We start from the raw sequence: 17,606 nt of genomic DNA on the forward strand, positions 1-17,606 counted from the left end.
AGCTGCTTTCATCTCGGCGGAGCGAGATGACTACGGTGAGGAGAGAAAACGCCTTCATCACCTGTCTCACCTCACTCATCGTCGAGCAATGGCAGAAAGCGAAGCTGCCGCTGGTTGCAGGCGCAGAGGATGCCGTTGCCTAAGACGGCGAGATCGTTGATACCCGCAGAGCTGACCTTGACTTCGCGGCGCTGGCGGTGGTTGTCGATTAGCAGCAATTGTCCGCCGTTGCCACCAGCTATCAGCGTGTCGCCATGAAATAGCAGGGCGTGCCAGTAGTCAGGGGCGATCACACCGTCGATCGCGCTGCCGTCGAGCGTCGAGATAATCCGCACGGATGGTTCTCGGTCGCCGCACAGACCGGCCACGGCCAAGCGAGTTTCATCGGGTGAGAGAGCTATCTGTCGGTGGCAGACAAAGTGCTCGCCCACGTTTTCACCAAAGTGTCGGGCCCAGCGCAAGAGGCCAGTGGAGACGTCGACCGCGCCTACCGAGCGTTGCCCGGAGTAATACAGCGTCATTTCATCTCGCGAAAGCGCGAGCCCAGTCAACTCGGGGTAGGGCTCGGCCAGCTCCTGTTCAGTAATCGTGAATACTACTTTGCCGCTCAGATCGCAGCAAACCAGCAGTCCGCCATCGGCGTCGATGAGAGCCCGCAACTCGGGAAACCTTGCCGACAGTGTGGGATCGGCAATCGGACTGGACTCTAAACCGAAGTAGCGGCGGAGGCGACCGAATACTAAACCGCTGCGCGACATCAGGAAGGGCGACGCGAGCGGCAACTCGACCAGAATGCATCTCTGCACAAGATCAAAGATGCGAGTGGATGCATTGCGCCCGCGGACCAGCGGACCATTCGCCAGCAGGTAATGCCCACATACCGCGAGCGGCGCTCCCAGGTCTTTCCAGGTATCGATCAACCCCTGCAACGTGCGCAGCTCAACGGCGTTCGAGGAATATACGTACGGTCCACCCCAGGCGAGTACGAAATGGCCGTCACCGACAGCGCGAACACCCTCGAACATCGGCTGCGGCGAATCTTTTAGCAGAACTTGCGCCGCGGGGCGAATTCGGGTGATAACGGCACCACTCGTGTCGGTCTCGCGCATACTCACGCTGCGGCGACTGGAAATCAAAGGCACCGAATGAGCGTGGAACATCCGAAAGACTCGCCGATACTTAAGTGGAAGCAAAAAACTGCGGCTTAGCTTACGCTAGTTCATTTAGTCGCACCTCCGCTCCAGGCATGGCATCAACCGTAGTCATCTCGCTCCGCCGAGATGAAATGTTCCAACATCGCGCAAGTGGCTTCGTTGGTCGTAGCTTTCTCGTCAGCATTCTTCAATTTGAATAGCAACATCGTTGCAGCTGCTTTCATCTCGGCGGAGCGAGATGACTACGGTGAGGCGCGACAAAATCTTATCTCGGCGGAGCGAGATGAGTACGGTTGATATATTAAAAATGTCTTGACGTAATGTCAAGTACTTTTTAAGATTTGTGGAGAGGCCTGGGCAGGATCGTGGCTGGCAGCGGTTCGGGGCGAAAGCTCACGCCCCCCTGTTCAGGGCCTGTTCAGGCAGCGATTGGAACAGGGCAGCAAGTGGTTATCAAATGGTTATCACGTAAACTTTGATGCGTTGGCTTTTGCATTCGCAACGGATTGACAGGAAACGGGTTAGGGGTTTTGGTTATCGCGAAAAAATCGCTCAAAAAGTTATCAAAAACTGGTTATCAGGGGCGTTGAAAGAGGGCTGTTCAACCGGCGGTGAATCTCGAAATTGCCTCTGACTGGGCGACACAAAAATGGCTGAAGCATGAGTCGTGCTCAATCTTCCGGCGCGGGTAGCGAAGTACTCACAACGCGGTAATACTATCGGGCGGTCACACTCTCCTCCTATTGAGGCATAGGCTTATGTCGATTTCGTTCTCGTGCCCGCACTGTGGCAAGCAAACCGTTGTCGCCGATCAATTTGCGGGGCAAACCGGTCCCTGTTCGGGTTGCAGCAAACCCATCACGATTCCCGCCACTTCCAGCTTGCCCGGCTACACTTCGGGCCCGCCGGCGAAGAAGGGGGGCGGGGCGATGCTCTGGGTCGCGATTATCCTGGGTGTTGGTTTCGGCGGCCTGTTCTGCTGCGGCATCTTGACCGCGCTGTTACTCCCCGCGGTGCAAGCTTCGCGCGAAGCGGCCCGGCGGATGCAGTCGAGCAATAACCTGAAGCAGCTGGCCCTGGCCCTGCACAACTATGCGGACACTCACGGCACACTGCCCCCGGCGGTTGTGACCGACGAGAACGGCAAGCCGCTCTACAGCGGTCGAGTGTTGCTGCTCCCGTTCATGGAACAATCGGCCCTCTACGATCAATTCGACAAGAGCAAGGCCTGGGACAGCCCGGAGAACATGGGTCTGTCGCAATCATCGATCAAGGCTTTTCTCGATCCTTCCAATCCCAATAACAATCCCACGCGGTCGGACTATGTGTTTGTGACCGGACCTGGGACCGCCTTTGAAGGAAACAAGTCGGCCAAGTTTATGGACATTACCGATGGGCTGTCCAACACGTTAGGCTTTGTCGAAACGACGAGCGGGCCTTCTTCCTGGGCGGAACCTTTGGAGTATGACGCCTCGGCTGGACCGATTGCTCGGGGGAGTCATCCGGGCGGGCCGCTGGTGGCTTATCTCGATGGCAGCGTGCGATTGATCCCGACCCAAGCCGCGCAGCAGCACTCGCAAGCACTATCGACGCGTAGTGGCGGCGAAGTCATGCCCGATTTTTAAGGATCGCCGACGGAGGCAAGCGTGGCATGTTCAGCAGGGGCAATTCGGGCTAACGTAAACAGCTGGATGGGAAATTTCGGACCTGATGCTTCGGTTGGCTTCGCATGCTGATTGGCTTGACCTACGACCTGCGCTCGGAATATCTGGCTGCTGGACTGAGTGACGAAGAGACGGCGGAGTTCGATCGCGAATCCACCGTCGAGGCCATTGATGGTGCCCTGCGAGAATTGGGGCACCAGACCGACCGCATTGGTCACGCCCGGCAGTTGATCGACCGCTTGAGCACCGGCAGTCGTTGGGATCTGGTCTTCAATATCGCCGAAGGGCTGAGTGGTATCGCCCGCGAAGCACAGGTTCCCGCGATCCTGGATGTGTACGGCATCCCCTACACGTTTTCCGATCCGCTCGTCCTGGCACTCACGCTGCATAAGGGGCTGACCAAGACCGTGGTACGGGCCGCGGGTGTGCCCACCGCGCCGTTCGCCGTTGTTGAGCAACCGTCGGATCTCGCGGCGATCGACCTTCCCTATCCGCTCTTCGCCAAGCCGATTGCCGAAGGGACCGGCAAGGGAGTTACGCCTGCTTCGAAAGTGCGTGACCCGCAAGAACTGGCCCACACGTGCGGGCGGCTGCTACAGCAGTTTCAACAGCCCGTGCTCGTCGAGACGTTTCTGCCCGGGCGCGAGTTCACGATTGGTATGATCGGCACGGGAGACAGTGCCTACGTGCTGGGCACGATGGAGATCTTGCTGCTGGCGAAAGCCGAGGCTGAGGTCTACTCGTATGTGAACAAAGAGTTCTGCGAGGATCGCGTCGCCTACGAAATGCCGAAGGCCGCGGATGACCCGACCGTCAATGCGGCTGAAGAAGTTGCTCTGCGGGCTTGGCGGGCGCTCAACTGTCGCGATGGCGGGCGAATCGATATTCGCTGCGATGCCGCCGGAGTGCCTTGCTTTTTGGAAGTGAATCCGCTGGCCGGCATTCATCCCGAACACTCCGACCTGCCCATCATGGCCACCCTGCTCGGCATTGCCTACACCGACCTGATTGGGCGAATTATCGCTTCGGCCCAACAGCGCATTGCGGCCTCGCCGGTCTCACTCGCGCAGAAGTTCAACGCTCGCAAAGGAAGCCAGCGATGAGCGCCGGCCATGACCATCGCCCGCGCGTGCTGGTGGTTCATAACAGTGTGCCCGATGATGCACCGGCGGCCGAACGGGACGTGCTGGAGCAGGTGGCCATTGTCGCCCAGGCTTGCAGCGAACTGAACTATGCCTGCGATACGATGAGCTGTGATCTCGACCTGCGACCGCTCCTGGCGCGCGTTGAAGCCTTTCAGCCCACGGTAGTTTTCAGCCTGGTGGAATCACTGGCGGGGCGAGATCAACTGGCCTGGCTCGTGCCCGCGCTGCTCGAGACGATTCACGTGCCCTGCACGGGCAACGCGGCCATTCCGCTCAACCTGAGCAACGACAAGCTCCGCACCAAAGAGCGGCTGCAACTGGCCGGCTTGCCGACGCCGGCGTGGTACACACTCGAAGGTTTAAGTAGCGGTGCGACATCCGCCCAGTTCATTCCCGGGCAGTACATTCTGAAGGCCATCAGTGAGCATGCTTCGCTGGGGCTCGATGATGCGGCCATTGCTGAAGTCACTTCATCGGCTGAATTGCGCGACCGGCTTCAGCAGCAGACCGCGCGACTCGGCAAGGCCTGTTTCGCCGAGCAATTCATTGCCGGGCGCGAGTTCAACATCTCCTTGTTGGCCAACGGTTCACAGCCTCAGGTGCTCCCCGCTGCCGAGATCGACTTCAGCAAGTTTCCCACCGACAAACCGCGCATCGTCGGTCAAGCGGCGAAGTGGGACGCCGGTTCGTTCGAGTTCGATCACACGCCGCGCCAGTTCGATTTTCCTGCCAGCGATGCTGGCCTGTTAGCACTGCTTGGTTCAATCGCGCGATCCTGTTGGCAAGTGCTGGAGCTGGCAGGCTGGGTGCGCGTTGACTTTCGCGTCGATGAGCAAGGGCAGCCTTGGATCTTGGAAGTGAACACCAACCCGTGTCTCTCCGCCGATGCGGGTTTTGCCGCCGCGGTGCAACAAGCGGGACTGTCGCTGACGCAGGCCGTCGAGCGGATTGTTGCTGCGGCGCTGCCGGACTTGCCCGCAGGTACTCCGCCTGCTGCTCGTCCGCGCAGCAGTCAATCGTCGTCAATCACCCTGCGATCAACGGTCCATGCAGCCGACGAGGCGCACGTTCGCGAGATCGTCGCGGCGACGGGCATGTTCCGCCCGAACGAAGTGGACGTGGCCGCCGAACTGGTGCGCGTGCGCTTACGCGACGGCGCGAGCAGTGGCTACGAGTTCCTGTTTGCCGAAGATGATGGCCAGGTGCTGGGCTATGCTTGCTACGGACTCAATACCGTCACGCTCGGCAGCTACGACTTGTACTGGATCGCCGTCCGGCCAGCGTTGCAGGGGCGCGGGATTGGCCAGCAATTGCTGCAGGCCGCCGAAGCCAATATTGCCGCTGCGGGGGGCCAGCGGATTTATATCGAAACCTCCGCTCGTCCCGATTATGCAGCCACACGATACTTCTACGAGCGGTGTGGCTACGCGCTCGAAGCGATCCTGCGCGACTACTATGCTACCGCGGACGATAAGGCCGTTTTCGTACGGCGAATTCACAAAAGCAAATTGCCGCCTGCGGGGCAGTGAATCTTTCGCGTGTCGCCGATTGCACAATCCTTACAGGCGAAACCATTTTTGTAAGGGAACCCGCTCTTTTGTCGCAGTCGGGGGAGAAAACGCCCCTCGGAACATTTCAAAGGTACGTTTTCGTATCCCGTCAACTGAATGTGCGGCAAGGGTCGCTCTTCAAAGCGAAGCGGGAGGGGCAAACCGTTCTAGGGGCAAAACGTGAACGACCGAAGAAACATTCTGCACATTGACGACGATCCGGCAGTCCTCCGTCTGGTCAGCAATCGGCTGCACGAACATGGCTACGATGTGACCAGCTGTGCCGATCCGGTGAACATCGAAGAGCTGCTGCTCTCGACCAACGCGCGCATCTGTCTACTCGATATCTCGATGCCGCGCTTCGATGGTCTCGAAGTTCTCAAGCAGATCAAGCGCTACGACGGCGGCATTCAAGTCATCATGCTCACCGGCCTGGTTAGCATGAACGCCGTGCTCGATTCACTTCGCAACGGCGCCGAAGCTCTCTACTTCAAGCCGATTTTGAACTTCGAACCGCTGCTCGAAATCCTGGGCGAATCCGTTCGCAAGAACGATCGTTGGCGCACCACGCTCGAAGAACTGCGGCAGCGTCGCACTCAATCGCTGGTCGCTAACTAGATAGCAGCCGAAGAGCTCCCGGCCGCAGACCAGATTACTGCGGCCCGCGACGTTCGCCCAGATGCTCGTCGACAACCGCTTGGGCCAGCGGCAGGCGGACATCGATCCGCGTCCCGTGCCCCAGCTGGCTGATGATCTCGGTCGTACCACCCATCATTCGGGCTCGCTCTTTCATGCCCGTCAGGCCATAGCGAGAAGGCCTGATCTCTTCGGGATCAAAGCCCACTCCCTGATCGGAAATGTCCATCAGCAGTTCGTCTTGCTGCTGCACCACGCGCACCGTAGCGCGGCTCGTTTGACTATGACGCCAGACGTTGTTCAGCGATTCCTGCACGATCCGCAGGATGATCATCTCGAACGCCGGAGCCAGGTGCTTCACTTGCACGTCGGCTTGAAAGTCGACCTGCAAGCCGTTGTCGGACTGAAACCGCAGCACCAGCTTTTGCAGCGACGTAATAAAGCCGGCTTGATCGAGCACCACCGGAATCAGGCCGCGAATCAGGCGTCGCGCTTCGGCGACACTCTCGCGCAGCGTGCTCACCGCGCGTTCGAACAATTCCTTTGACTCGGTCTCGCCAAACTGCAATTGCCGAGCGGCAGAGTCCAGCAGCATCACGCTGGCCGACATATCTTGCACGATGCCATCGTGAATTTCGAAGGCCAGCAGCTGGCGATCGCGCTCGTGCAGTTCGAGCGAGAGGAGCAGCACCTCTCGCTCGCGAAGCAGCAATTCCCGTTCACGAGCCAGCTCAGCGCATTGGTCGCGCAGTTGAGTCAGTTCGTCGATGGGCAAAGCAGACATAGGTTCACGAGCTCTAACGCGACTGGCATCACTGACAGTCAAACGTCGACCGCAGCCCGCTTGGCAGATCAGCTCTTATCGTCGCAATCAACCTGCATCTACCAGCGTACTTTACAAGTAACGGTTGAACAGGTTTTCCAACCATTCTTGACGACCACTGCGGTTCGCAGCAACTTCGCCCTTCTTCAACATATACGCTTCGAGCGACTCAAAAGTTGCCTTCCCCGATTCTACTTCGGCACCCACGCCGCTGTCCCAGCTGCTGTAGCGGTCCTTTACGAACTTTTCGAACTCGCCTTCGGCTCGAATCGCTGCCGCCACCCGCAGTCCCTTGGCAAAGGCATCCATGCCACCAATGTGAGCGTAGAACAGGTCGATGGGCTCGAAGCTCTCGCGGCGCACCTTCGCATCGAAGTTTACGCCCCCCGTACCGATGCCGCCGTACTTCAACAGCATCAGCATGATCTCGGTGGTCAGGTAGTAGTTGGTGGGGAATTGATCGGTATCCCAACCGAGCAGCAAGTCACCCGTGTTGGCGTCGATGGAACCGACAGCACCCTGGAAGCCCGCATAATCAAGCTCGTGCATCATCGTATGCCCGGCGAGCGTGGCATGGTTGGTTTCCAGGTTCAACTTGAAGTGCGGCAGCAGGTCGTAGGCCCGCAAAAAATTGAGGCAGGCCGCGGCATCACTATCGTACTGATGCTTAGTAGGTTCTTTAGGCTTGGGCTCGATCAGAAACTGCCCGGTAAAGCCGATCTTCTTGGCATAGTCGACCGCCATGTGAAAGAACTTGGCCAGGTGATCCAGCTCGCGCTTCATGTCGGTGTTCAGCTGGCACTGATAGCCTTCGCGACCGCCCCAAAACACGTAGTTCTCACCGCCGAGTTCCTTGGTCACTTCCAGGCACTTCTTCACGGCCGAAGCGGCATAGGCGAAGACATCGGCATTGCAAGTAGTGGCCGCACCATGCATGTAGCGCGGATGGCTGAACATGTTGGCGGTGCCCCACAGCAGCTTGATGCCCGTCCGCTGTTGCTCCTCTTTCAGCGCCTTCACAACCGTATCGAAAATCTTGTTCGATTCGGCCAGCGTGGCCCCTTCGGGCGAGACGTCGCGATCGTGAAAGGCGTAGTACGGCGCGCCGAGCTTTTCGATCAGTTCGAAGGCGACCTTCACGCGATTCACAGCGTTCTCGACGCTGGGCGAGCCATCATCCCAGGGGCGAACGGCCGTGCCGGGGCCAAACGGATCGCTACCGGTGCCGCGGAAGGTGTGCCAATAGACGACGCTGAACCGCATGTGGTCCTTCATCGTCTTCCCCTCGATCACTTCGCTTTCGTTGTACCAGCGAAAGGCGAGCGGGTTCTTCGACTGGGGGCCTTCGTACTTGATCTTGCTGACTTCAGGAAACGCGGCGGCCATGACTTGCTCTTCTCTGTCAGAAACAATGATTTTAGGGGAGAGAACCCGGCGCAGGCGGGCAATCGACTGCCCGGCGAGACGCCCAGAACTAAGCCGGCAATCGTCGCAGATTCGCCGCCGAATCGCAACGTACCCGCAGGATTCGGCAGGCGGCATGCGGCGCCCCCGTCCACACCAAGAGTGGCAATTTCGCTCTGCGCGTGGTCTAATTCACGGGTCATTCACCTTCCCCGCCGCTTCGCTCGCCGAGCACCCTTCATGCCGCGATCTATTGCGATCTTCAGCGCCCTGGTTGCCGGTCTCACACTGGTGGGAATCGCGCCTGCGGAGGAAGCGGACCAGTTGTTCACCAAGAAGATTCGACCGCTGCTGGAGAGCAAGTGCTTTGACTGCCACTCGGCCAAGGCAGAAGAAGTGAAGGGGGGCCTCAAGCTCGATACACTCGAGGAGATCCTCAAGGGGGGGCCCAACGGCCCCGCGGTCGTGCCCGGCGACGTCGAAAACAGCTTTCTGCTCAAGGCCATTCGCTATCAAGAGGCCGACTATCAAATGCCCCCCGCCGGCAAGCTGAGCGACGAGCAGATTCAACTCTTCGAGCAATGGGTCAAAGCGATGTCAGCGGCCAAGTGACCGCTCGTGCTCTTCGGCTTCGCCACGCACAAAATATTGCTTGACAATCGACCGCCACTTTTCGATAATGTTCTTAATAAGTCGGTTCGAGTGAAGCCGCAAGAGTTGGGCGGGCGATGAGCCTGTGCGCGAATCGTGCGACGGGAAAATGCATCGTTGCAGTGCGGCGATCGGCCAAGTCGCATCAGGCGAAGTCGATGGCTGAGGACAGGCAAGCAACGAAACGAGGGGTGAACAGGGGTCGGTGAGGCGGTGAAATTCGGTTATCAAACGGTTATCACCAGAAGGGCAAAATAACCGATTCCGATGGACGGAACTGCTTACCAAACTGAGGGTTAAAGGGGCTGTTCGGGAGTGAATTTAAGTGCTGAAAAAGTTATCAAAATCGGTTGTCAGGCAGGCTGGTATCGCAGGCAGATGAAATCCGTGTGATTCGCCGAAGTGACCCTAGCGGACAGCGGTCGCCGGCGGTTATCAACCAAGGTAGGAACCGTCAGCCGGGGGGTCGTCGTCTAATTTCCCGCACAGTCGGCCTTGGCGGTCAGGATTTCCCGTAACGGCATCGTAGGGCGCGGTAACTTAAGAGTGGCAGCAGGCAAGTGCCAGTAGCAAATGTCAGCAGATAGTCTTCGTCAAAGAGTAAGGATCACCACCCCATGAGCACCACGCGATCGAAATTTCGCTCGTTCGCGCTCGTGAGCGGATTGGTCACGCCCGAACAGTACGACGACGCGTTTCAGGCCGTCCGCGCGGCCGCCCTGATTCCGTCGGAAGTGATCGAGGTCGATGACAGCGCCGTCGCGGCCAAGTTGATCGAGATGAAACTGCTGACGGTCTATCAGGCCGAGCAGATTAAGGTTGGCCGGACCAAGCTGACACTCGGTCCGTACATCATCACCGATTCCATCGGCCACGGCGGGATGGGGCAGGTCTTCAAAGGCGTCCATCGGATGATGGGGCGAGAATGCGCGGTGAAGGTCTTACCGCTGCACAAGTCGACGCCCGAAGCCGTGAACAGCTTCATGCGCGAAATTCGCACCCAGGCTCAACTCGATCACCCGAACCTGGTGCGGGCCTACGACGCGGGCTGCGATGGCAAAGTCCATTACCTCGTCACCGAATACGTGCCAGGCATGGACTTGCGGCGGCTGGTCCGTTCGCAAGGTCCGCTGACGCAACAACAGGCGGCCAGCGTGGTGCTGCAATCGGCCCGTGGCCTGGCCGAAGCTCATGCGCGAGGATTGATTCATCGCGACGTGAAGCCCGGCAACATTCTGGTCACGCCCGAAGGGATTGCGAAGGTTTCGGACCTGGGTCTGGCCGGTTTCATGGAAGAAGCCGATCGCGATCCGCGGGCGGGGAAGGTCGTCGGCACGGCTGACTATTTGTCTCCCGAGCAGATTCGTACCCCGCGCGATATCGGCACCGTCAGCGACATCTATTCGCTTGGCTGCACGCTCTATTACTCGGTGTGCGGCAAGGTTCCGTTCCCGGGCGGTACGGCTCGCGACAAGGCACGCCGCCACACCGACGAAACGCCTTGGCATCCGCGGCGATTCAATCCCGAACTGCACGAAGAGTTTGTGGACGTTATCGCCGACATGATGGAAAAAGATCCTACTCGCCGGGTGCAAACGTGCGACGAGGTGGTGGCCCGTCTGGAACAATGGGCCGGCGATTTAACTCCCATCGCCACGCCCAAGAACGCGACTTCTGCCTGGACGACGCAGCCCTTGCCGGTGATTGAAGACGACCGAAACAAAGGTGACGGCGCACAAGATACCGACGCCAGCGATCACTCGGTGAGCAGTTCGCAGCCCGGACAGTTTTCGCAAGTCACCGGCTCACTGGCGGCGGCCACCCAAGACACAGCATCACTCAGCAAGACGCATCATAAAAGCAGTTCGGTTTTCGGCTTTACTTTTCCGCAGCCCATGAACCCGATGTGGCTGATTGTCGCCACACTGGCCGTCTCGGTGCCCATTTCGATGGCGCTCGGGGCCCTCGTGGCATCGCTGCTGTTTTTGATGCGCGGGTAAACTGCGGACTCAACGGCTTCCCCAACTTTGAACCTTAACCTTGAAACCTTCAACCTTCCACTGTCGCACTTTTTTGCCAGTTGCTGTGGTATGAATTGCGGCCACGAGTAGAATACCGCTCGCGAGGGATGATCGCCGCCGCTCTTCCAGCGCGAAGTCTTCGCAAGCTATTTCCTGTTTTCTTCGAAGAAGCTTCACAAATCTCGAGGGATCGCGGTATGTTGACGAATCTTTTGTTGCTGGCTCAGAACGATGGTGACGGTGCAGCTGCTGCGGCGGCTGGCGGGGTCATGAGCATGCTCTGCTCATGCGTCTATTTGCTCCTGATCGTGGGCATCATTGCCGGCATGTGGAAGATTTTCGAGAAGGCTGGCAAGCCCGGTTGGGCGGCCATCATTCCGATTTACAACGCGGTCGTGCTGCTCGAGATTATCGACCGCCCCATTTGGTGGCTGCTGCTGCTGTTCTGCGTGGGACCGGTGTTCGGCATCATCGTGGCGCTGGAACTGGCCAAGAGCTTTGGCAAGGGGATGGGCTTCGCGGTCGGGATGATTCTGTTGCCATTCATCTTCTATCCCATGTTGGGCTTCGGCGATGCGAAGTACCAAGGTCCTCAGCACGTATTCTAAATCGTACCTGCAGCGGTCCTACTTGGCGGGGCGTGAATCACGCCCCGCCACAAACCGCAGTCACTCCAAACACTACGCCGTCACTTCGTAGCCCTTGCGTGCTTCGCGTTTGACGAAGCCGTTGGCGACGTCGTCCCCTTCAATCTGCTCCGTCTCGGGATTCCACTTCAGCTTGCGGTCGAGGCGGATGGCGATGTTGGCCAGATGGCAAGTCGTCATCGAGCGATGATGGGTATAGACATCGCTGATCGGCTGCTCGCGTGACGCAGCGCACTCGAAGAAGTTGGCCATGTGATTGCCGGGCTTCTTCCCCTTGTAGAGCTTGGTGATCACCTCTTCTGGAAGGGCGTTGTCCTTCAGATGGTCGGCGACCACGGTGCCAGCGACATCGCGTAGCGCACCACGGCTGACGAAGATCGTCCCCTTGGTTCCTTCGATGGTGATGCCGTTTTCGGTGTCGTGACGAATGGTCATCTCGACGCCGTTCGGGAAGTTGGCCTTCACCAGGAACTCGGTGGCCGCGTTGTACATGTTGTCGACGGTCGGCCAGCCATCTTTGAATGGCACCGGATGCTTGGCGGTTCCTTCCACGCTATTCGGTCCGCTGTTTTCCATACCAATTGCCCACTGGGCGATATCGACATGGTGAGCGCCCCAGTCGGTCATCTTGCCGCCTGAATACTCGTACCACCAGCGGAATTCGTAGTGTACGCGGCTGGCCGGATAGTTCTTGTTCGAGCTACCGGTGGGAAACATGATGTAGTCCGTCATTGGAGCCTGGCCGAGCCACATGTCCCAGTTCAGGGTCGCAGGCACCGGAGCTTTGGGAAGTTCCGGACTCTTGATCGAGCCGCCGATGGCGCAGGTGACCTTTTTGATCTCGCCTAAGTGACCATTGCGACACAGAGCGACGGCGACGAGGAACTGCGATTTTACGGCCCCCTTGTTGGCGCTCATCTCGCTCCGCTGCTGCGTGCCAACTTGAAAGACACGGCCGGTTTCTTTCAGCACCTTGATGATCTGCTTGCCTTCGTCGATGGTGAGGGTCAGCGGCTTTTCGCAGTAGACGTCTTTGCCGGCCTTCATCGCTTCGATGGCGATCTTGCTGTGCCAGTGATCGGGCGTGACGATGGTCACGACTTGAATGTTCTTGTCTTCGAGCAGCTTTCGATAGTCGCCGTACACGGCCACGTCGCGAGTGCTCCCCTTCTTGCTTTGAATGTCGGTGACGCGGGCTTTCGCTTTGTCGGTCATGGCGGTATCGACATCGCACACGGCCACGCAATCGCCAAAATTCATCGCCTGCGGACCCACTGCGTTCCAACGATCGCCCACGCCGATGCAGCCGAGAATCGGCCGGTCGTTAGCGCTCTTGGTCTTGGCGTCTTGCGCAATCACCGGCGAGCCACTGAGAAAATAAGGGGCGACCATCGCGCCAGCGGTAGCACCGGCGGCCGCGTGCAGGAACTGACGACGAGACGAACGATTGGCTCGGGACATGAGAGGCTCTCGGATCGGAAAGGGTTTTGTGTGAGCGACGGGTCAGTCGCCAATCTAACCCAGCGAAAGTGCCGAGGAAACTGCCTTTGAAGTAGCCCGACGCGTTAGCGAGGGAGAACTGCAAGCGAATGAACACGATTCACAACTGTTCGGCCAAACTCTCTCAAACGAGAGTCTCCCTCGCTGACGCGTCGGGCTACCTTGAATACTCTCTGGGGGTAGCCTGAATCGCCGGCACTTCGACCGGTTCGTTCGCTTGCCGCCATTGCCCGTAGAAGAACCAGGCGGAAAGGATGAAGCCCATGGCGATGACGAAGTAGCGAATGTAGATCGGCTTGAGGCGGCGGCCAAAGCTGGCGGCGAGATAGCCGCCGATGATCGAGGTCACCATCATCATCAGGGCGATGGGCCAATTCACTTTCCCTTCCCACACGAAGATGCCGACCGACATGCCGTTGATGCAGCCGGCGAGGACCGTCTTCAGGGCGTTCATTTCGTGCATGTTCTTCAAGCCCATCAGCCCGAGGCCGGTGAGCATCAAGATGCCGATGCCAGCGCCAAAGTAACCGCCATAAATGGCAATGGCCAATTGAAAGAAGACGATCAGCACTAGCTTGCCAATCGAATGTTTGGGCGGTGCGGGCTCAGCGCCCGTCGCTGGCAAATCCCCCTTTTTTCGTGCGAGCAAAGGCTGCAGGGCGAACAGGCTAGAGGCCAGCAGGATCAGCCAGGGGATGAGTGCTTTGAAGTAGCTATCGGGCAGTCGGGTTACCAGCAGCGTACCGATCACGCCGCCTACCAGACTGGGTGCAATCAACAAGATGAGCCAGCGCCACTCCTTGGCCAATTCTTTGCGATAGGCCCAAGCACTGCTGAACGAAGCGGGAGCCAACGCTACGGTGCTGGTACCGTTGGCCATCACCGAGTTCGCCGGTCCCAGAGCGGCAAACAGCGCCGGAAACGTCAGCAGCGTACCACCACCAGCGAGCGCATTCACGCCGCCTGCCAGTGCGGCCGTAATGCAGAGCCAGGCAAAGTCGAGCAGCCCCGGAGTTGGGACCAGAGGTGTAACTTCAGGAGGCAACGGATCGCTTTCAACCGAGGGATGGGCGGGGCGAAGACTGGCCCAGTATATTCGATGCGGGGATGATTACGGCACTAGCGGTGAAGGCAACGTTGGCGTGGCAGTTCTACCATCTCGCAGCGGGTATCCAGTCACTCATTCGTCAGGCGCCCAATGTACGACACGCTGATCATGCTCAAACCCGGTGCGACCTTCGCCACAGACGACTTGCATCGAATCGTTTCCGACGTGGCAAAGTCTGGCCAAGCGAAAGTGGAGCGTAGCGGGGGTCAAATCCGGCTGGTTGCCGATGGCGGATTTATCGAGATCGGCAGCAACGACGCTCCGCACGTCTTGCAGGAGAGCGACGAAATCGCCAAGAGATTCTCGATCCCCTGCCAAGGATGCAGCAAACGATTTGAGATGACCAGCGAGGATCCGGAGATGGATCTGTTCAATGATTACCTGATGATCAACGAACAATTGCAGTCGACTGGGCTGTTCACCATCTTCGATACACAAGAATGCAAGTTCTTGTTCGGCGAAGGATAAGCTTCGCCTCACTGGGAAGCGACTACCGAATTGTGGTGCCCCGTTCGTTCTGTGTCATGGCTTGACGAAGGCCGTCGGTGAACTGGCGAGGGTTCTGCCAGAAGGTCTTCAGCGAGGCATCGTCGGTGAAGAGATAGATCTGCTTGCGATAGGTCAGGCCGAAGGTGGCCTTCCCTTCGATCAGTTCGCCGGTCTGCATGAACTTAACCGGATCGTAGCCGACCATCACCGGGCTGAAGCGATCGGGATCAGCGAGGAACTGTTGCTGGTGGGCGGCGCTGGCGAAGAGGAATGTGCGGCGACGATGCTTGGCACCGAACTGAGCCTCACCCTTCTTCCACTTCCCTTCGGTGAGGAGCGAGACCGGGCAGAAGCCTTCCATCACGATGGGGTACGTGCCGCTGGCCATTGAGGCCGGTGGAGGTGTCAGCGCGGGATTGCTTTCCGAAGCCGAGACAGTGGCGGTTGGATTGGGAGCTAAGGTCTGGGCCGGTGGAGCTGTCGTTGGTTGACCTGCAGCAGGCATTTGGAAAGGTGCGAAAGCACCGGCTGGAGCACCCGTCGAAACGGCCTGCGTTTGCAACGGGGTGGTGTACTTGTTGAGGACTTCCTTGGCGGCCGTGGCAGCGGCTTGCGTGGTGTCCTGCGTCATTTGGTTTGCTTGCTGAGCCACTTGCTGCGTGGTCTGAGCGGTTTGATTCGCGGTCTGGCCCGCTTGGGCCTGGGCGGCTTGCCACGCTTGTTGCAAGTTCTGCTTGGCCTGTTCGGCCGATTGCTGAGCCTGCTGCTGTGCCTGTTGGCCATACTGCTGAGCCTGGCCGCCGTATTGCTGAACTTGTTGGTTGTATTGCTGAGCCGTCGCTTGCGCACCACTCACGGCCCACTGAGCTTGCGAGTTGGCTTGGGCACTCACCTGGGCAACGGCATCGCGAGGCTGCGGAATGACCCACGGACTGTTCGCGGGTGCTGCAGCAGCGGGAGTGGCTAGCGGTGGCGAAGTAAGTGTCTGCGTGGCAGCGACCTGTTGCTGCGGCGGCAACGCGCTGGCATCGCGACCCGCACCGATGCCGGTGTTCTTGGCGACACTGGTCATCAGGTTCATGTAGTCGGTCGGGCTTTGCGGGCTGACCGTGCGAAAGACTTCGACACCAGCGGGCGTGACGAACACATCGGTCGGAAAGGCCCGGACGTTGTACTTTTGTGTCAGCTGCGGATTCTTACTGGCATGCACACTGACCGGCACAAAGTTCTTGGCCACGTGATCGGCCACGTCCTTGCGGCTGAAGACGTTCTTCTCCAGCTTGACGCAGTAGGTGCAGTTGTCGGAAGTGAAGTGCAGCAGGACGAGCTTCCCTTCGTTGTTCGCCTGCTGGCAAGCGACGGGATATTCCTCGACCCAAGGCATTTGATCCTCGGCAGCCAACGAGGCAACTGTCGACGCCAAGATCAGAAGCGTAGAGAGGGAAGTTCGTACGACCATGTTCGAACACCTTGCAAAAGTGACTGCCAGCACCGGCGTATTTCCCGCGCGCCGTTTCCTTTCTTTCGGCACGATGACCTTAACGAATACACCCGCAAAATGGTTTGTAGTGAAATTGGCAGTAAGTTTGGTTGTGCCGCCCACTTCTTCGCATGCCAGCAAGCAGATGGCTGCAGCGGGCTCGCTAGCAACGAGCGGGCAATTCGGACGCACTTTAACGACCGGGCGAAGTTTGCCGGCTCTTCTGCCGATATGCAGTGAGAACCGGTTCCATCGTCACGTCTATTTAGATCCAGCGATTGCATGACCTCGCCCCTCATTACCGCTGAAGTGATTGCCCAGTGCCGCGCAGGCATTGGCGAAGGATCCGAAGCCTGGCAACGGGCCTTCGGCGAGGCTACCACCGTCACGATTGGTGAGGCAGCGGAATTGCTCACACTCGTTGCCAAGGACGAGTGGAATCACGCGGGACTTGCCGTCGTCTTTCATCAGGAGGCTGGCGCGTACGCGCTGCTGGTCGCCGATGCCGACGGCAAACTGCCAGCCTGGATCGCCGCTCCCGATGCCACCGGCAAAAGCAAGCTAGCGACGCTCGCGCAAGAGCTCGGCATGATCTTGCTTCCCGAAGCCTTGATGCCGACGAGCGATCAAACGGCCAAGCTCGATAACCTGCAAGAGGCATTGCTTCGTTGCCAGGCCACAGCTGCGAGCGAATTGCTCTCGCTGACGATTCACTACGGCGGGCAAGACCTGCCCGCGGCACTCATCGGTTTGGCTGACCACAAACAGTTGCTGGAAGCACCAGCGAAAGAAGTGCCCGCGAAGAAAGACACTGCTCCTGCGCCTCCGGCCGAAATCGAAGCCGTCGTCGCGGCAACCACTTCCGCTCCAGCACCCCCGGTGAATCGCTTCGCCAACGTACTACGTGCGCCGGCACCTGTCGCCCCTCAAGATTTTGAAGATGGCATTCCAGCACTACCGTCGTACACGCGCAGCCTGCTGAAGATCCGCGTGCCGATTGTGGCCTCTTTGGCCACGACACAACTCCCCGTGGGACGCATTCTAGAGATTGGTCCGGGCTCGATTATTCAGTTCAATCAATCGTGCGAACAGCCGTTGTCACTCGCGGTGGGCGGGCACGAGTTCGCCGTGGGCGAAGCAGTGAAGGTCGGCGAAAAGTTCGGCCTGCGAATTACTTCGATGGTCATGCCCGACGAGCGATTCTGGTCGGTTCGCGGCAAGCGTGGCTAACAGGTCCCGGCGGGAATCCGCACGATTCCCAACCACTCTCCCCAAACGCCGCCGACGCTGCGCATAATCAGGGCTAGCCATACAGCTTGCCTCAAGCGCACGCC

Annotated in this window: 16 protein-coding genes; 10 read left to right on the forward strand and 6 right to left on the reverse strand. The window is 58.8% G+C overall.

The window, feature by feature from the left end; genetic code table 11:
- Positions 1-71 precede the first annotated feature (71 nt).
- A complete protein-coding gene (locus NA78x_RS01855; protein WP_425616717.1) occupies positions 72-1,160 on the reverse strand; it encodes a hypothetical protein in 1,089 nt (362 codons plus the stop codon).
- 752 nt (positions 1,161-1,912) lie between these two features.
- Here NA78x_RS01855 and NA78x_RS01860 point away from each other — a divergent pair.
- From NA78x_RS01860 to NA78x_RS01875, 4 genes are all read left to right on the forward strand, one after another.
- Entirely contained in the window at positions 1,913-2,779 is an 867-nt protein-coding gene (locus NA78x_RS01860; RefSeq protein WP_425616718.1) for a DUF1559 domain-containing protein, read from the forward strand.
- 104 nt (positions 2,780-2,883) lie between these two features.
- A complete protein-coding gene (locus NA78x_RS01865) occupies positions 2,884-3,921 on the forward strand; it encodes a D-alanine--D-alanine ligase family protein (protein ID WP_425616719.1) in 1,038 nt (345 codons plus the stop codon).
- A complete protein-coding gene (locus NA78x_RS01870) occupies positions 3,918-5,492 on the forward strand; it encodes a GNAT family N-acetyltransferase (RefSeq protein ID WP_425616720.1) in 1,575 nt (524 codons plus the stop codon). Before NA78x_RS01865 ends, NA78x_RS01870 begins: the two co-directional genes overlap by 4 nt.
- Positions 5,493-5,693: 201 nt before the next feature.
- The gene (locus NA78x_RS01875; RefSeq protein WP_425616721.1) at positions 5,694-6,131 is read left to right on the forward strand and encodes a response regulator; all 438 of its coding nucleotides are present in this window, start codon (positions 5,694-5,696) and stop codon (positions 6,129-6,131) included.
- Between the two features lie 34 nt (positions 6,132-6,165).
- Here NA78x_RS01875 and NA78x_RS01880 read toward each other — a convergent pair whose 3' ends face one another.
- A complete protein-coding gene (locus tag NA78x_RS01880) occupies positions 6,166-6,933 on the reverse strand; it encodes a sensor histidine kinase (protein ID WP_425616722.1) in 768 nt (255 codons plus the stop codon).
- Between the two features lie 111 nt (positions 6,934-7,044).
- A complete protein-coding gene (xylA, locus tag NA78x_RS01885) occupies positions 7,045-8,358 on the reverse strand; it encodes a xylose isomerase (protein WP_425616723.1) in 1,314 nt (437 codons plus the stop codon).
- A gap of 258 nt (positions 8,359-8,616) precedes the next feature.
- Between xylA and NA78x_RS01890 the strand changes: the two genes are divergently transcribed.
- From NA78x_RS01890 to NA78x_RS01900, 3 genes are all read left to right on the forward strand, one after another.
- Entirely contained in the window at positions 8,617-8,988 is a 372-nt protein-coding gene (locus NA78x_RS01890) for a c-type cytochrome domain-containing protein (RefSeq protein ID WP_425616724.1), read from the forward strand.
- A gap of 656 nt (positions 8,989-9,644) precedes the next feature.
- Positions 9,645-11,027 (forward strand): serine/threonine protein kinase, encoded by a 1,383-nt coding sequence (locus NA78x_RS01895; RefSeq protein ID WP_425616725.1) that lies wholly within the window; start codon positions 9,645-9,647, stop codon positions 11,025-11,027.
- Between the two features lie 218 nt (positions 11,028-11,245).
- Positions 11,246-11,656 carry a DUF5684 domain-containing protein gene (locus tag NA78x_RS01900; protein ID WP_425616726.1) on the forward strand — a complete coding sequence of 137 codons (411 nt, stop codon included), beginning with the start codon at positions 11,246-11,248 and terminating at the stop codon, positions 11,654-11,656.
- A gap of 72 nt (positions 11,657-11,728) precedes the next feature.
- Here NA78x_RS01900 and NA78x_RS01905 read toward each other — a convergent pair whose 3' ends face one another.
- Both NA78x_RS01905 and NA78x_RS01910 read right to left on the reverse strand, forming a co-directional pair.
- Positions 11,729-13,156 carry a Gfo/Idh/MocA family protein gene (locus NA78x_RS01905; protein ID WP_425616727.1) on the reverse strand — a complete coding sequence of 476 codons (1,428 nt, stop codon included), beginning with the start codon at positions 13,154-13,156 and terminating at the stop codon, positions 11,729-11,731.
- Positions 13,157-13,352: 196 nt separating this feature from the next.
- A complete protein-coding gene (locus NA78x_RS01910) occupies positions 13,353-14,240 on the reverse strand; it encodes a sulfite exporter TauE/SafE family protein (RefSeq protein ID WP_425616728.1) in 888 nt (295 codons plus the stop codon).
- A 153-nt stretch (positions 14,241-14,393) separates the two neighbouring features.
- Here NA78x_RS01910 and NA78x_RS01915 point away from each other — a divergent pair, with 153 nt between their 5' ends.
- Positions 14,394-14,771 carry a hypothetical protein gene (locus tag NA78x_RS01915; RefSeq protein ID WP_425616729.1) on the forward strand — a complete coding sequence of 126 codons (378 nt, stop codon included), beginning with the start codon at positions 14,394-14,396 and terminating at the stop codon, positions 14,769-14,771.
- Positions 14,772-14,793: 22 nt separating this feature from the next.
- Here the strand turns inward: NA78x_RS01915 and NA78x_RS01920 are convergent, their stop codons facing one another.
- Positions 14,794-16,251 carry a thioredoxin fold domain-containing protein gene (locus tag NA78x_RS01920; protein WP_425616730.1) on the reverse strand — a complete coding sequence of 486 codons (1,458 nt, stop codon included), beginning with the start codon at positions 16,249-16,251 and terminating at the stop codon, positions 14,794-14,796.
- Here NA78x_RS01920 and NA78x_RS01925 point away from each other — a divergent pair.
- The gene (locus NA78x_RS01925) at positions 16,250-16,558 is read left to right on the forward strand and encodes a hypothetical protein (protein ID WP_425616731.1); all 309 of its coding nucleotides are present in this window, start codon (positions 16,250-16,252) and stop codon (positions 16,556-16,558) included. The two genes, NA78x_RS01920 and NA78x_RS01925, sit on opposite strands and share 2 nt — an antisense overlap.
- Positions 16,555-17,502, forward strand: coding sequence for a FliM/FliN family flagellar motor switch protein (locus NA78x_RS01930; RefSeq protein ID WP_425616732.1), 948 nt, complete (start codon positions 16,555-16,557; stop codon positions 17,500-17,502). Before NA78x_RS01925 ends, NA78x_RS01930 begins: the two co-directional genes overlap by 4 nt.
- Positions 17,503-17,606: the final 104 nt, after the last annotated feature.

This window comes from Anatilimnocola aquadivae (assembly GCF_049819085.1).
Classification (GTDB): Bacteria; Planctomycetota; Planctomycetia; order Pirellulales; family Pirellulaceae; genus Anatilimnocola.

Excerpts from the sequence above, each read along its gene's own strand:
- NA78x_RS01855 (WP_425616717.1), bottom strand. The coding sequence starts at position 1,160 with ATGTTCCACGCTCATTCGGTGCCTTTGATTTCCAGTCGCCGCAGCGTG.
- NA78x_RS01860 (WP_425616718.1), top strand. The coding sequence starts at position 1,913 with ATGTCGATTTCGTTCTCGTGCCCGCACTGTGGCAAGCAAACCGTTGTC.
- NA78x_RS01865 (WP_425616719.1), top strand. The coding sequence starts at position 2,884 with ATGCTGATTGGCTTGACCTACGACCTGCGCTCGGAATATCTGGCTGCT.
- NA78x_RS01870 (WP_425616720.1), top strand. The coding sequence starts at position 3,918 with ATGAGCGCCGGCCATGACCATCGCCCGCGCGTGCTGGTGGTTCATAAC.
- NA78x_RS01880 (WP_425616722.1), bottom strand. The coding sequence starts at position 6,933 with ATGTCTGCTTTGCCCATCGACGAACTGACTCAACTGCGCGACCAATGC.
- xylA (WP_425616723.1), bottom strand. The coding sequence starts at position 8,358 with ATGGCCGCCGCGTTTCCTGAAGTCAGCAAGATCAAGTACGAAGGCCCC.
- NA78x_RS01890 (WP_425616724.1), top strand. The coding sequence starts at position 8,617 with ATGCCGCGATCTATTGCGATCTTCAGCGCCCTGGTTGCCGGTCTCACA.
- NA78x_RS01895 (WP_425616725.1), top strand. The coding sequence starts at position 9,645 with ATGAGCACCACGCGATCGAAATTTCGCTCGTTCGCGCTCGTGAGCGGA.
- NA78x_RS01900 (WP_425616726.1), top strand. The coding sequence starts at position 11,246 with ATGTTGACGAATCTTTTGTTGCTGGCTCAGAACGATGGTGACGGTGCA.
- NA78x_RS01905 (WP_425616727.1), bottom strand. The coding sequence starts at position 13,156 with ATGTCCCGAGCCAATCGTTCGTCTCGTCGTCAGTTCCTGCACGCGGCC.
- NA78x_RS01915 (WP_425616729.1), top strand. The coding sequence starts at position 14,394 with ATGTACGACACGCTGATCATGCTCAAACCCGGTGCGACCTTCGCCACA.
- NA78x_RS01925 (WP_425616731.1), top strand. The coding sequence starts at position 16,250 with ATGTTCGAACACCTTGCAAAAGTGACTGCCAGCACCGGCGTATTTCCC.
- NA78x_RS01920 (WP_425616730.1), bottom strand. The coding sequence starts at position 16,251 with ATGGTCGTACGAACTTCCCTCTCTACGCTTCTGATCTTGGCGTCGACA.
- NA78x_RS01930 (WP_425616732.1), top strand. The coding sequence starts at position 16,555 with ATGACCTCGCCCCTCATTACCGCTGAAGTGATTGCCCAGTGCCGCGCA.